The following is a 13,904-nucleotide window of genomic DNA, read 5'->3' as shown; positions in this document are numbered from 1 at the left end:
CATGAAAACGGTAACGTTGGGAGGCACGGGAATTCAGATTCCCCTGCTGGCGATGGGCGCCGCATCACTTGGCAGCATCTATCATCCGGTTTCGCAGCGCCAGGCCAATGAGACGGTCGCGGCGGCGCTGACGCATGGCGTCAATTATTTCGATGTCGCCCCTTATTATGGTTTAACCAAGTCGGAAATCGCGCTACAGGGCGTAGCGCAGCGCGACTATACCCTTGCCACCAAAGTGGGACGCTACGGCGACAGCCTATGGGACTTCTCCCGTGGCGCGACCCTGCAAAGCGTCGAGCAAAGCTTGGCGCGCCTGAAGGTTGACTATATCGATGTCATCCAATGCCACGACGTCGAATACGGCAATCAACAGCAATTGCGCGAGGAAGCGTTACCCACGCTGCGCGAATTACGCGCCAGCGGCGTGGTGCGCCACATCGGCATCACCGGTTACCGGCTCGACGTGCTGGAGCGGCTGGCCGTTGACCAGCAGGTCGATACCGTCATGGCCTATTGTACCTGGACGCTGCAAGATCGCCGGCTGGGCGCGGTCGCCAGCCGTCTGCAACAGGCGGGTATCGGCGTCCTGAACGCCTCGCCGTTGTCGATGGGGCTGTTAACGCAAACCGGGGCGCCCGATTGGCACCAGGCGCATCAAGACGTGCAAAAGGTGTGTCGCGCGGTAGCCGCGCTTTGCGATCGGCAAGGAGTCAATCTCGCCCAGGTCGCTTTGCAATTCGCCCTGACCACGGCGGCGGAACAAGGCATTGCCTCCACCGTCATCGGCACCGCCAGCGCTGAGAATATGCTGGAAAATATTCGCTGGAGCGAACAACCGGTGGATACCGCACTATTAGGGCATATCGAATCCATTATGGCGCCGGTACTCAATATCGGCTGGGACGTGCTGCCCTGCAACGGCGGCAAGGCGCAAAAATGATATCGCCCGCGCCTTCGTTCCCGGCGCGCTGCACGGTCAGCGCCCTGTTGCCGCATTCGCGATACGCAAGGCGCCAGCGGCAAATAAGGCCTGCACCTTTGCCCGCGGCGTCAGCGCCGGCAATAAGGGGCCATACCTAACGAAGCGGGATGTCGTTTATTTTCAAATAACACTACAGCATCACAATAATAGAGGAAATAAGCATGTCTGATAATAGTCGGACCATATACCCGGCAAATCCGACCGGACAGAGCGACGCGAGCAACGTCGATCATGCCCTGACCGTCACCAGCGGCAAAAAACGCCTGTTGCTGGCGTCGTTATTTACCAATTTCTTTGTCTTACTGGCGCTCTATTGCGGTGTCATTTCCGTTTTATTGCCCAAGCACATCGCGCAAATAGACCCGGCGAATAAAGCCAACAACCTGGCGATCGTCATGACCTCCGCGCTGCTGTTTACCATTTTCGCGCAGCCGATTGCCGGCGCGCTTTCTGACCGTTGCCGTTCCACCTGGGGCCGCCGTTCGCCGTGGATCGTCGGCGTAGCGCTGATAGGCGGTCCGGCCATTTTCGGCATTTCCATGATGACGACCGTGGCGGGGATCGCCGTGTTCTGGCTGATGGCGGCGGTGTCGCTTAACTGTATGAACGGTCCGTTAGCCACGGTGGTGGCCGATCGTTTTTTACCAGAGAACCGCGGTATCGCTTCAGGCTTTGTGGGGGCGGGCTTCACGGCCGGCGGCACCGTCGGGATTATCGTTGCCGGCTATCTCGCCTGGAATTTACAGCTGGGTTACCTGGTGTTCGGACTGGCTATCGCCGCCTGCTGCCTGGCCTTCGTATTGTTAAATCGCGAACCCTCCACCCGGTCGCTGGCGGTGGAGCCATTTAAATGGGGCCGTTTTTTCAAAAGCTTTTGGGTAAGCCCGCGCCAGTACCCCGATTTTGGCTGGGCCTTCTTTGGACGTTTCGCTATGTTCCTCGGCTATCAAGGCGTGGTGACCTACCAGTTGTATATTTTGCAGGACTATATCGGCTTGAGCGTTGCGCAATCTAATCATGACATCGGTACCATCTCTGTTATAACTCTCGCCACGCTGCTGTTCTCCGGTCTGGTTTCAGGCTATTTATCGGACAAACTCCAGCGACGGAAAATATTTGTCTTTGCCTCCAGCGTATTAATGGCCATCGGCCTGATAATCCCGCTCTTTATGCCTACGCTTACGGGCATGTATCTGTATGCGGCGGTGCTGGGCCTCGGTTATGGCGTCTACACGTCCATTGATATGGCGTTAATGACACAGGTTTTACCCGGCGGCGGCAAACAAGCGGGTAAAGATATGGGGATTTTAACCATCGCCACGGTATTACCGCAATCCTTCAGCCCAATATTATCGGCCTGGCTGTTGGCAGAATTTAATAACGATTATTCCTCGTTATTTATTGCGGCAATCATTTTCGTATTTGCATCATCGTTCTTTGTCTTGACGATTAAATCGGTAAAATAAGACAAGCGCATAAACATAGAGATTCTTACACTCTTTCTGGGTGTAACCGCTCACGCCCAACGTACGCAATTAAAAGACCGAAACTGAATGACCTAATTTCGCGTGCGTGACGTTAAGTAATAGGAGAGCAAGCATGAGTATTGTACGCTGCTTCGGTTGCGTTGTCAGAGTCAAACCGGAGAAAGTAGATTATTACAAGCAGCTCCATGCCAATCCCTGGCCAGAAGTGAATGCCATGATAAAAGCGTGCCATCTGCGTAATTTCTCCATTTATTTTAAGAATGATCTTCTTTTCAGTTACTTGGAATATGTTGGCGATGATTATGATGCCGACCAGAAAAAAATGGTTGCGCATCTGGAAACGCAAGCATGGTGGCGGGAAACGGATCCGTGCCAGCAGCCTCCTGACTGCGAGCCGTAGGTAACGCTGTGGTCGGAAATGGAAGAAATTTATCATCTCGACTAATTTCTGAATATAAAAAATAAACTTGTTGGCGCCCGCCGTTGGGCGCAGGACGCCCTATTTCTTATTTACCTGATAGCGCATTAAACGAGACCACGATGAAAATTACCTCTTCCACACTTATTGGCTTCGGACTCATTAATTTCCTGGCAATATCCCCCGGTATTGCTGCGTCAAAACTCACGGTAGAACAGCGTTTGAATCAGCTGGAATCGCGTTTGCAACAGGCTGAATTACGGGCGTCGATTGCCGAGCAGAAAAATGCGCAATTAACGCGCAGGTACAACACGCCGAGCGGCAGTCGCAGCAGGCTCAGCAAGTTAGTCAGGATCTGGCACAGCGCACCAGCAATATAGAGAAAATAACCCCGGATGATAACGGCTATTTTGAGTTACACGGCTATGCACGCTCGGGGATGATGACATCGCAAAACGCCCGTCATTCACAAGGTGGACCTTATCTGACACCCGCCGGGCAGACCGGTGGTGCAGTGGGCCGTTTGGGCAACGAGCCGGATACCTATGTTGAAGTTTATCTCGAGAAAAAACAGCGGCTGGACAATGGCGCCGCCACGCGATTCATGACCATGATTGCCGACCAGCAAAAAAGCTATAACGACTGGACCGCGGATTCCAGCACCCTTAACGTTAGCCAAGTCTTCGCCGAAATTGCTTCCCTACCCAGCTTTAGCGGCATATTTACCGACAGTACGTTGTGGGCCGGTAAACGCGTTGACCGTGATAATTACGAGATCCCATGGCTGGACTCCAAATTTGTTGCGCTCAATGGAACGGGCGGCGGCATCTATGATATTAAATGGAATAACCAAATCCATAGCAATTTCTCCTTGATAGGCCGCAGTTTTGGCGATGTCGATATCGTCAATAACGACATACAAAACTATATTTTGACCGCCAACAACTATTTCTGACCGGTGCAGTTACTCCTTAGCGGAATGCAGGCCAAAGACAACGACGAGCGTGAAACGCCTAACGGCATACAGGTATTCAAAGCGGCCGATAAGGTTTATACCGCGCTGCTGGGGTATCAGGGCAATAGCTTTTATGGCCTAGCCGCCGGCGAAACCCGCAGCGCCTTATCCCGGGGACAAGGTTTGGGGGCGGATGTGAAAAACATTGGTGCCGATCCCGCATTGCTCTCCCAGGCCAAAACGCTGCGCCTGGCCAGTTATGGCATGGTCAATGTGGCGCCCAATTGGGATTTCGCGCCCTCGCTGTTGGCGCAGCACAGCGCAGACCGGTATATAGAGGGCGATGATTATCGCTGGCTCACCCTTAATGCCCGACTGATGCAGAACATTACCAAAAATTTTGTCCTGGCTTATGAAGCGTCCTGGCAGTACATGGATCTCGATCCTAACGGCTATCAGGAATACCAAAAGGTCCACGGCAATTTTTATAAACTGACCTTGGCACCGACCTTCCGCGCCAGTAATATTTCGCCGTTCTTTACCCGCCCGGAATTGCGCCTGTTTGCCACCTGGATGAATTGGGATAAGGCGCTGGATAAATTACAGCCCGAACGACACGCTGGGGCAAAATGATTTCACCTCGGGCGGGGAGTGGAGTTTTGGCGTACAGATGGAAACCTTCTTCTAAGATATATAACGCTAAAGCCCTGTTGGGACGGGTAAACCAAGCCGGTAGCGCACGGTTGCAAGCCCTTTCAGAGGGCAGGTTGCAGGCGCCGCATCCCGTTATGGCCTCCCCCCTTAGGGTATCTCAGGCAGTAAAAACGGCGATGGCGCTCGCGGTGCAGCGCCACTTTTAACCAACGGCGCTCGATCGCTAAACTAAAATATAACCCGCCGTCGCAAATATTTTTGCCGCTGATTCGTCTACCTCAGTAACTGACCATCAAGGAGTAGACACTATGAGAGATCGTAAATTGTGGCGATTAGCGATGGCGGCGGTGGCAATCTGCGCCGTTAGCGCGTTGGTAATGCTATTGTGGAATGCGCTGTTGCCGGATATCTTTGGCGTTAAAAGTATCGGCTTTCTCCAGGCGCTTGGCTTACTTATTCTTAGTAAAATTTTGTTTGGCAGCTTCGGCGGCCGCGGCATGTTTGGACGCCATGGCCGGGCACTACGCGAGCGCTGGATGATGATGAGCCCCGAAGAACGCGAAGCATTTATTCACCACCGCGGCATGGGCCACCGGCATGGCCCCTGGCACGAACGTTGTCGTCGACAGGATCGGGACAATTCCCCCCGTCCCCATTCCGACGATAATGGCCAGGCGTAATGACTAAGGCCACGGACCGGCGCCAAGATCTGCTCACCGCGCTGCGCGGCTGTCAACAACGGCTGCGGGAGTTTATAGCCGGGCGAACAACCAATATCGCCGATGCGGAAGATGTGTATCAGGAAATAACCTATCAGCTATTAAAAGCCGATAGCTATCTACACCCGATCGAACAGGTCGCCGCCTGGCTGTTTCGCGCCGCCCGCAATGAGCTTATCTACCGGTCGCGTAAAAAGCGTGAACGGTTATTCTCCGACGAATTCGATAGCGAATGGCCCGATGGCGAAGAGCTGGCGAAAGTTGTGTTTAATCCGCAAGATGACGCCGAAAATAACTATTTACGCCAATTGATTTTGCAAGAGTTGGATCTGGCGCTAACGGATATGCCCGCGCAACAGCGGGAAGCATTTGAAAAGACCGAGCTGCAAGGCTATTCCTACAAACAGCTTGCCCTTGAAACCGGCATCACCGTAGAAACCTTACTGTCGCGTAAGCATCAGGCGGTGCTATTTTTACGCCTGCGGCTACAAGGGCTGTATGACGCGGTAATTGGCGACGAATAACCATGCCTTTCGCCATAAGGCGCAAAGATACAACGGCAGGCATTGCCTGACGGCAGCGGCGTTGATTATGGTGGGTTCATGCGTTGGCGCTAACGCGGTATAAAATATGGCGTGCAGACGTTGGCCTCTTATATCTGACGGCCCGCGTCGCGGACAGCGGCGGCAATATTCCTTCAAACAGACGGCCACCTTTACCAGCGCCGGTCATAAAAACAACCTACTTACAATTAGCAACGCGGATCATCCCACGCACCGAAACGACAATGCCCGTTTAACCTGACCCTGGCATTGTCATTGGAAGTATTTTCATTTCTCCACCGGAGGCTAAACAAGCTGCTACTGTGCCTGGTATCCCAGGAGAAATACGGCGAAAACACCGTAGATTCTGACCTTAGCAAAGTGCAGCCGGCCTAGCACTATTATCGACAGGCTTAACCTCTTCATTCAGCCAAATCGTTTTTAGCCTTTTCTGGGTTAATTTATCCCGTAACTCCACCCGACCTTTAGAATACATGGCAACCTCGACCACTTCAGTCGAACGACAGGTATTTGGTGTCATATTTTACCGCAAAACAGAGGCCACATCCCTCCCCCAAAAATGGTGTTCGTTATAGGGCGACCCATAATTCATGGCGACAAGGCCATCGAGATGAGAAAGGTACTCCACTTCGACTTTCGCCCGCCCGCGGCTTGCTATCATTTGCGCAACCACCGCCTGACCGGGTTCCAGCGCGACGGTCACCCCGGCGCCGGTCGTGAGGGTGACTGATTACGGCACTTGGCCATTCTCCCCCCAACCGTGAGTATATTCAAATGAGGTTTCGCCTTTAAGCCAACTAACGCCATAGGAGATCGTTTGACCGACGGAAAGGCCATTTTCCACCTGCCATCCCGATGAGACGGTGTTGAGGACTTCCGCCAGCAAATTAACGTTGAATTGACCAGCCACCGCGCTATTATTCACCAATTCAGTTTCCGAGATGATCTCCGGGACAGAACTGAAATCCAAAAATTTGGCACTGATGATCTCCGTGTTTCGGTGAACCTCGCGCCACTGATAACTGCTGTACAGATCCACCCAGGGTGTAGGGCTATGCACAAAGACATCGTCAGGTGTTCTACCATTCAGGGCAGTGATTACCCGTAGGATATCAAGCTCTTCGAGTTTGAATACGCGCTGCTCATCAGGCGTGATGACATCTGACAATACCCCGCTCCCGTTTACGATGCTATCTTCAATACTTTCTCTAAGCTGTATGTTAATTTTCATTTCAACATTCCTCATTGCAGTTAATTCCCGAGTTATTAATAATCACATTACTAGTAATAACACTATATACAGATCATCAACGAGCTGGATACGGGGACGTTAGCAGCGAGTAAATGTTGTGTCAGCTTTCACCACACGACGAATTCGCGATTTAGCATTAATTCAGACTCAGACATCATTACTCATAATCTATTTTTTGACTAAACGCTCGATTAGGTTTACTAATATAACCAGGCTGCAAAGTTACGAGTTAAGGCCAACGGGTATGCGACCGAGAATTTTCACCAGCAGAAGTTAATCCCTTCTCTAATGAGCCTTTTAGGTATGTAATGGCTTAAACCCACATGATGACAATAGTCAATTAATTCGCTAAGGCAATTAACTGCTATTTTTCTATAGATTTTGAGCATACTGTGCTCTACGGTTCTCGGTGAGATAAATAATTTTTCAGCTATGTTCTTTGCGCTCATTTTTTGTGTGGCGAAGAAAATTATTTCTAACTCTCTATCGGTAAACACCGCTACCGGCGGCGTGAGCGTGACAACCGATGGTCGTAATTTATTAAAAAATCGGTTATTGAGACACAACTCAGTTTCTTTGTATAAAAAATGGTGCCTAAAACCTCGCCTGTTTGTGAATATAGAGGGAATTTAGGGCAATAATTAGGTTCAAGAATCTGGTCTTTACCATAATAGGTCATGGTGATAATCTCGGCCCCGCCAGGGGTTTGTTCAGCTTTTCGGTCATGCAGTTGGTAGTATTGTGCGAGAGCCGACCATCGACAAGGAAATTCATCCTCAGTCATTCCCTCAAAATCAAACTTCTCAGGCACATTAAAATACGCCAGGCTTGCTGCGTTCATATACACATAACGCGAGTTTTTATCCTTCATCCCCCAAGGCAAAGATGATCTTTCCATCATTGCCAGTATAGGAATAGCATTCAAAGATTCAAGCGTCAGACATTTACCCTTGTTCATTGGTTTGTTCTCCACAATATCAATCCATGAATTGTTGCCGCTTATGGCATACTCGGGCATGCTGGCGTTATTTACCCATAGCGATCGATGTAAGTATAGAGTACGACACACCAATCCTACGATTAGATTGCAGGCGAACCTTGAGGAGAGAATTACGACCCCGCCCGCCGGACTTGCGTTAAACCTGGCCTAGTTGAGCGGGCCCTGGTTTTTTGACCTCAGGTATCTGCGGGGCTTCTTCTTGAATGAAGACTTTGACAGGCGCTAGATTTAGCACATCGAAGTTAAGAGCAGGGAAATATCATTTTCCTACCCTCATTCCTAAAAGGAGCCTTATAATGCCGACACAGTATCGGTAAGAGAGGCGCCGTGGCTTGCTATCACTTCTTGATACCAATAAAAACTCTTTTTCCGACGGCGGGCTAGCGTTCCCTGCCCCATGTCGTCCCGATCGACATAAATAAAGCCATAGCGTTTCGACATTTCTGCTTTCGAGGCGCTGACCAGATCAATCGGTCCCCAACTGGTAAATCCTATGATATCAACACCATCTTCGATAGCCTCGCGTACCTGAACCAAATGATCGTTAAGGTAGCGGATACGGTAGTCATCCAGGATTTGGCCATCTGCTTCAACCTTATCGACCGCGCCCAATCCAATTTTCCACGATAAACAGCGGCTTCTGATAACGGTCCGCTAATTCGTTCAATAAGGTTCGCAATCCGATCGGGTCAATCTGCCATCCCCATTCCGAACTGGCCAAATGCGGGCTAGGCACCATGCGCAGAATGTTGCCACGCGCCTGTTGATTCCGTTTTTCATCAGCGGTCACGCACCCCGTCATGTAATAGCTGAACGAAACAAAGTCGACGGTGCACGTCATAGCTTACCGGTCCGCAGCCGTTATCTCAAGATGAATGTCGCTGTCGCGGAAATAGCGCTCCATATAGCCCGGATACCTTCCGCGGCACTGCACATCGCCAAAGAATTGCCAGGTTCGATTTTCCTGTAACGCTTTGAAGACATCCGCCGGTTGACAAGTGAGCGGATAGACTAGGCCGCCTAGCAGCATGTTTCCTATCTTCGCGTCCGTGATGATGTCATGGCAGGCTTTCACGGCCAGGGCGCTGGCGACAAGCTGATGGTGAATGGCCTGATAGAGCTGCGCCTTGCTGCTGGTTTCAGGCAACCCTACGCCGGTCATTGGCGCATGCAGAGACATATTAATTTCGTTAAAAGTCAGCCACAATTTCACCTTATTTCGGTAGCGGCTGAATACCGTACGTGCGTAGCGTTCAAAGGACGAGATGACCTTGCGATTGCCCCAGCCGCCATACTGCTTCACCAATCCACACGGCATTTCATAGTGCGATAACGTGACCAGCGGGGTGATAGTGTAGTTTGCCAGCTCATCAAACAGACGATCGTAGAACGCCAGTCCCGCCTCATTAGGTTGCGTTTCGTCGCCATTGGGGACAATTATTGTCCAGGCAATCGAAACCCGCAGGCAGCTAAAGCCCATTTCGGCAAAGAGTTTGATATCGTCTGGATAGCGATGATAAAAATCGATAGCCACATCCTTAATGCCGCTGTCTCCCGCCACACGTTCAACCACCGGCCCAAACACCCCCTTGGGCTGAACATCCGAGGTAGAAAGTCCTTTGCCCTGCTCCAAATAAGCACCCTCGACCTGGTTGGCGGCTACGGCCCCGCCCCATAAAAAGTTTTTCGGGAAAATCTTCATACTTTTCTCCTATTAATCACGATTTACGGTCAGTAATGGCATGCCCGCTTCAACGGAGGTGGACGCTACCGACGTGATGGCGTGATAGTTGTCGCTGTTACTGATGATGATGGGTGTAGCCAGATCAAAACCGGCGGCCAGAATGGTCTTGCGATCAAACTCAAGCAGCAGATCGCCTGCCCGCACCTTATCGCCCACCTTGACATGGGCGGTAAAGGGCTCTCCGTTAAGCTTCACGGTATCGATACCGACATGGATAAGCAGTTCTACGCCGCTCTCGCTCAGTAAACCTACGGCGTGTCCGGTCTGAAAAAGCGAGGCGACTTCACCGTCGAAGGGGGCGATAACCGTTGTGCCGGAAGGAATGATCGCGATGCCTTCGCCTAGCAGGCCGCTGGCGAAGGTGCGATCCGGTACCTGGTCGAGCGCCAGTACCGTGCCGCTCATAGGGGCGAAGATGTCTTTTTCGCCAACGTCGATGTTCACGGCCTGCGATCCGCCAACCGCACGTGCAGGCATACCTGCTACAAGGGTAAGGATGAAGCTTAGGACCATGGCGACCAGCGTCCCCAGGATCCCGCACCAGAGCGTGGCATCGACGCCACCCGGCGGGATCATTTGCGCCAGGGTAAAAATATTGGCAAATCCGAACGAATAGACATGGCTGTTGCTGAACCCCACAATCGCACCGCCTACCGCTCCCGCTACGCAGCCAAAAATAAACGGGCGGCGCAGCGGCAGGTTAACGCCATACACCGCAGGTTCGGTAATTCCGAAAATGCCGGCCGTTGCCGACGATCCCGCCAGTACTTTTTGACGAGGATCGCGGGTGCGCAGGAAAACGCCGAACGCCGCCCCCACCTGCCACATTACCGCCGGTAACAGCATGGGTACCATAGAATCTTGCCCCAGCACTGACAAGTTATTGATCATCAAGGGTACCAACCCCCAGTGCAGACCAAAAATGACGCACACCTGCCAAACGGCGCCCATGGCGGCGCCGGCCAGCCAAGGCGCAACGCCATAGATAGTCTGATAGCCTCCCGCCAGCAATTGGCTCAGCCAGGTGGCGATAAGGACCTATCGCCAAAAAGGTCAATGGCACCGTGACAGCAAGACAAATAAGCGGTGTGAAAAAGTTTTTCACCGCCGGCGGCATGTATGTGTTCCCCAGCTTTTCCAGCCAGCAACTTACCCATGCGGCAAGAATAATCGGAATCACCGAGGCGCTGTAATTGAACCAGGTGACCGGAACAGCCAGAAACGCGTCCTGCGTCGCCCCCGGCAACTGGCTGGCCTGGAAGCTTTGCACCATCAGCGGATGAGTTAATGCGCCACCTATTACCATCGTAATAAAGGGATTGCCGCCAAATTTTTTTCCGGCGGTGTACCCCAGCACTAACGGGAAGAAAAAGAATAACGCATCGCTGGCGGCGAACCAGATTTTATAGGTCCCGCCATCGACGCTCAGCCAATGGCAGACCACGGCAAGCACCAACAATCCTTTCAAGATCCCCGACGCGGCCAGAATGCCAATGAAAGGGGTAAAAATACCGGAGACGACATCAATCAGCCGCCCAAGCAAATTGGTTTTTTCCCCCTGGGCATCGCCCGCTGGCGGCGTGTCATCCGTTAACCCCGCCTCATTGCGTACCGCCTGCCAAACATCATTCACATGGTTGCCAATCACTACCTGAAACTGGCCGCCGCTTTCCACGACCATAATCAAGCCCGGGTTTGCTTTCAGGCCCTCAGCATCCGCTTTATGGTTATCTTTTAGTTTGAAACGCAATCTGGTGGCGCAGTGGACAAGGCTGACGACATTCTCCCGTCCCCCCACATGGCTGAGAATATCCCTCGCCAAAGCTTGGTATTTCATATTCTTTTCCTTCCTTTGATACACATGGGTATCCAGTGGCCCGGTGATAAAAATAAAAAAACCCGAGAACAGCTCTGATAAGAGCTGCGCTCAGGTTTTGCCTGCTGAATGCAGTAACAATCCTTTTTTTTGTGCGATTATCGCGAAGAGCTAACGCCTTTCTTTTCTCACCCGTTCAATATGAATGGCGAGAAACATGATTTCTTCCGTCGTCAGCTCTCGCTGGTAGGCGACCAGCAGGTGCCGGGCAATCTTTTCAGCACATTTCCACAACTTCGCATAATTCTCTTTCACGGCGCTGTGCAGCGTAAGATCATCGTCGGGTACCACTGTTCGGGTGAGCATCCGTTGGGCAAAGAACTTCAGATGCGTCACAAATCGCTGATAGCTTAAAGATTCTTCATTATATTCAAGATGAAATTGGTACTTAACCAATTGCAGGATTTTCTGCATCACTCGCGTCACGTGCATCACTTCCGGCATCTCGCTATTTAGCTGAGCGGTGACCAGATGCAAGGCAATAAACCCGGCTTCATCTTCGGGCAGCGCGACATTCAATCTTTTCGCGATAATCGCCCGCGCGTCCTGACCAATTTCAAATTCTCGGGGGTAGAGACGTTTAATTTCCCAGAGCAAAACATTTTTGATAGTTATGCCTTTCTTGTGACGTTCAATGGCGAACCAGCAGTGGTCAGTTAAAGTGATATAGAGACTTTCTTGTAGTTTACCTAAACGCTGGGACGCCAGCGTGATAATGCGATCACAGGTCGTCATGACCTCCAGCGGGATCTGGCTGAGCAATTCGCCAAGGTGCCGCGCCATCTCATCGCTTTGCAATGAAAAGACCTTTTCGATCTTCTCCTCATCCAGATCATCGCCAGCGTGTTTTTGAAAGGCCAGCCCGCGGCCCATTACCACCTGTTCCCGCTGTCGTTCATCCAAAACAACGACGACATTATTGTTAAGAACTCTGGCGATTTTCATCATGACCCCAAAAAAGCGATCCGTAAACGATTCCGGATTCGCAAAAATATTTTCATCGGTAGTAATTTTGTCTCATCTCCTTGCGAATTTTTCCCGGCGGCGTGCCTGCATTAAGCAAGGATAACAATGTTTTCATTTTCGGCACGACATGGAATAAATGCGTAGCGAAGCCGTCACATAAATAGTTTTTGTCAGGTCTACCGTCACTGGAGAGTTCAAAGCGGTGTTTCGGACAGCCGACATTACATACCGGCCGAACCATGCAATTGAGACAATCCTTGCTGATGCCTCTCTTTTTATTTTGCCCAAAAGAAATATTTTGCGGTGAGTTCACCAGCGTCAAAAGATCATCTTCATTAAGATTACCGATCTTGTTTTCCGGATAGACGAAATGATCGCAAGAATAGACATCACCATTCGCTTCCACGATCAAATTGCTACCGCATGTCTCATTAATGACGCAGGCACTAAGATTACCGCACATTTTTGTCAGGGTTTGCTCGAAATTCATGACAAAAACCTCGCCAATATCGTGCTGAACCCAGCGGTCAAAAATCTGGTTCATAAAGCGTCCCCAGGCCTTACCCGGAACTGACCAGCCGGTGACCAGACATTGCCCGGAAAAGTCTGGCTGGATAAGCGTCAGGCCGTGACTATCAGGATCCGCTGCCGCCCTTTCAACCAAGGGAATGAATTGCATATAACGGCTGCCGATACGCTTGAGAAAATTATAGACATCCAGCGGACGCTTAACATTTTCCGCATTCACCACGGTTAGGGTATTAAATTCAACATTATGACGCTTAAGCGATGCCAGTCCATTCATCACGGTGTCAAAGGTGCTTTTACCCGCACGGGTAAGACGATAAGCGTCATTGCTGATGCGGTCTCCGTCTATGGACAGCCCTACCAGAAAATTATTCTCTTTGAGAAACAGCGCCCACTCATTGTCAATATTGGTGCCATTGGTCTGAAAGTAATTATTTATCTGCTTTGAACCGAGATAGTGGTTCTGTAAGCGGACGGCTTCGCGGAAATAATCCAGCCCCATCAATGTCGGTTCGCCACCCTGCCAAAGGAAATCCACTACGTCATTATCCTGTGCCGCGATATTCTTTTGCACATAGTCTTACAGCGTTGCCGCATCCATTTTCCACCGGCTTTTGCGCTCCGGGTAGAGATGCTCTTTTTCCAGATAAAAGCAGTACGTGCAGTCGAGATTGCAGACAGAACCTGATGGCTTGGCCATCAATTGAAAGTTCGTTATCTTCTGACTCATGACTTACTTCTCCGTGTCAAATCGCCGCTG

General features: G+C 51.1%; 10 protein-coding genes and 4 pseudogenes. 6 read left to right on the top strand and 8 right to left on the bottom strand.

What is annotated here, in order from left to right:
- Position 1 precedes the first annotated feature (1 nt).
- The 6 genes and pseudogenes from JZM24_RS00555 (at position 2) to JZM24_RS00530 (ending at position 5,739) form a co-directional block, all read left to right on the top strand.
- Entirely contained in the window at positions 2–940 is a 939-nt protein-coding gene (locus JZM24_RS00555; RefSeq protein WP_215668217.1) for an aldo/keto reductase, read from the top strand.
- 203 nt (positions 941–1,143) lie between these two features.
- Positions 1,144–2,448: an MFS transporter gene (locus JZM24_RS00550; RefSeq protein WP_215668216.1), complete on the top strand. Its 1,305-nt coding sequence runs from the start codon at positions 1,144–1,146 to the stop codon at positions 2,446–2,448.
- Between the two features lie 133 nt (positions 2,449–2,581).
- Positions 2,582–2,869: an L-rhamnose mutarotase gene (locus JZM24_RS00545; RefSeq protein ID WP_215668215.1), complete on the top strand. Its 288-nt coding sequence runs from the start codon at positions 2,582–2,584 to the stop codon at positions 2,867–2,869.
- Positions 2,870–3,009: 140 nt separating this feature from the next.
- A pseudogene (locus JZM24_RS00540) lies at positions 3,010–4,530 on the top strand (carbohydrate porin).
- A gap of 274 nt (positions 4,531–4,804) precedes the next feature.
- Positions 4,805–5,176, top strand: coding sequence for a hypothetical protein (locus tag JZM24_RS00535; protein ID WP_376775500.1), 372 nt, complete (start codon positions 4,805–4,807; stop codon positions 5,174–5,176).
- Complete coding sequence (locus tag JZM24_RS00530) at positions 5,176–5,739, top strand: RNA polymerase sigma factor (protein ID WP_215668214.1); 564 nt, start codon at positions 5,176–5,178, stop codon at positions 5,737–5,739. Before JZM24_RS00535 ends, JZM24_RS00530 begins: the two co-directional genes overlap by 1 nt.
- Positions 5,740–6,301: 562 nt before the next feature.
- Here the strand turns inward: JZM24_RS00530 and JZM24_RS00525 are convergent.
- The 8 genes and pseudogenes from JZM24_RS00525 to JZM24_RS00495 form a co-directional block, all read right to left on the bottom strand.
- Positions 6,302–6,481, bottom strand: a complete 180-nt coding sequence (locus JZM24_RS00525) for a hypothetical protein (protein ID WP_215668213.1) — start codon at positions 6,479–6,481, stop codon at positions 6,302–6,304.
- Positions 6,482–6,508: 27 nt separating this feature from the next.
- Positions 6,509–7,009 carry a hypothetical protein gene (locus tag JZM24_RS00520; RefSeq protein WP_215668212.1) on the bottom strand — a complete coding sequence of 167 codons (501 nt, stop codon included), beginning with the start codon at positions 7,007–7,009 and terminating at the stop codon, positions 6,509–6,511.
- Positions 7,010–7,290: 281 nt separating this feature from the next.
- Complete coding sequence (locus JZM24_RS18155) at positions 7,291–7,479, bottom strand: helix-turn-helix transcriptional regulator (protein WP_246579958.1); 189 nt, start codon at positions 7,477–7,479, stop codon at positions 7,291–7,293.
- Positions 7,480–7,529: 50 nt separating this feature from the next.
- Complete coding sequence (locus JZM24_RS18150) at positions 7,530–8,003, bottom strand: PAS domain-containing protein (protein WP_312884851.1); 474 nt, start codon at positions 8,001–8,003, stop codon at positions 7,530–7,532.
- A gap of 318 nt (positions 8,004–8,321) precedes the next feature.
- Positions 8,322–9,732: pseudogene (locus JZM24_RS00510) on the bottom strand (glycoside hydrolase family 1 protein).
- Between the two features lie 12 nt (positions 9,733–9,744).
- A pseudogene (bglF, locus tag JZM24_RS00505) lies at positions 9,745–11,611 on the bottom strand (PTS beta-glucoside transporter subunit IIABC).
- 150 nt (positions 11,612–11,761) lie between these two features.
- On the bottom strand, positions 11,762–12,595 hold the full coding sequence (gene licT, locus JZM24_RS00500) for a BglG family transcription antiterminator LicT (protein ID WP_215669941.1): 834 nt from the start codon (positions 12,593–12,595) through the stop codon (positions 11,762–11,764).
- Between the two features lie 52 nt (positions 12,596–12,647).
- Positions 12,648–13,874 (bottom strand): annotated as a pseudogene (locus tag JZM24_RS00495) (anaerobic sulfatase maturase).
- Positions 13,875–13,904: the final 30 nt, after the last annotated feature.

The sequence above is a fragment of the Candidatus Sodalis endolongispinus genome (assembly GCF_018777395.1).
In the GTDB taxonomy this organism is placed as follows: Bacteria; Pseudomonadota; Gammaproteobacteria; order Enterobacterales; family Enterobacteriaceae; genus Sodalis_B; species Sodalis_B endolongispinus.
The sequence above is the reverse complement of the archived record's forward strand: the minus strand, read 5'-3'. Positions and strand labels throughout refer to the sequence as shown.

Bases quoted from the DNA above. Each gene is read 5' to 3' on its own strand.
- JZM24_RS00545 (WP_215668215.1), top strand. From the start codon at position 2,582: ATGAGTATTGTACGCTGCTTCGGTTGCGTTGTCAGAGTCAAACCGGAG.
- licT (WP_215669941.1), bottom strand. From the start codon at position 12,595: ATGAAAATCGCCAGAGTTCTTAACAATAATGTCGTCGTTGTTTTGGAT.
- JZM24_RS00530 (WP_215668214.1), top strand. From the start codon at position 5,176: ATGACTAAGGCCACGGACCGGCGCCAAGATCTGCTCACCGCGCTGCGC.
- JZM24_RS18155 (WP_246579958.1), bottom strand. From the start codon at position 7,479: ATGAGCGCAAAGAACATAGCTGAAAAATTATTTATCTCACCGAGAACC.
- JZM24_RS00520 (WP_215668212.1), bottom strand. From the start codon at position 7,009: ATGAAAATTAACATACAGCTTAGAGAAAGTATTGAAGATAGCATCGTA.
- JZM24_RS00535 (WP_376775500.1), top strand. From the start codon at position 4,805: ATGAGAGATCGTAAATTGTGGCGATTAGCGATGGCGGCGGTGGCAATC.
- JZM24_RS00555 (WP_215668217.1), top strand. From the start codon at position 2: ATGAAAACGGTAACGTTGGGAGGCACGGGAATTCAGATTCCCCTGCTG.
- JZM24_RS00550 (WP_215668216.1), top strand. From the start codon at position 1,144: ATGTCTGATAATAGTCGGACCATATACCCGGCAAATCCGACCGGACAG.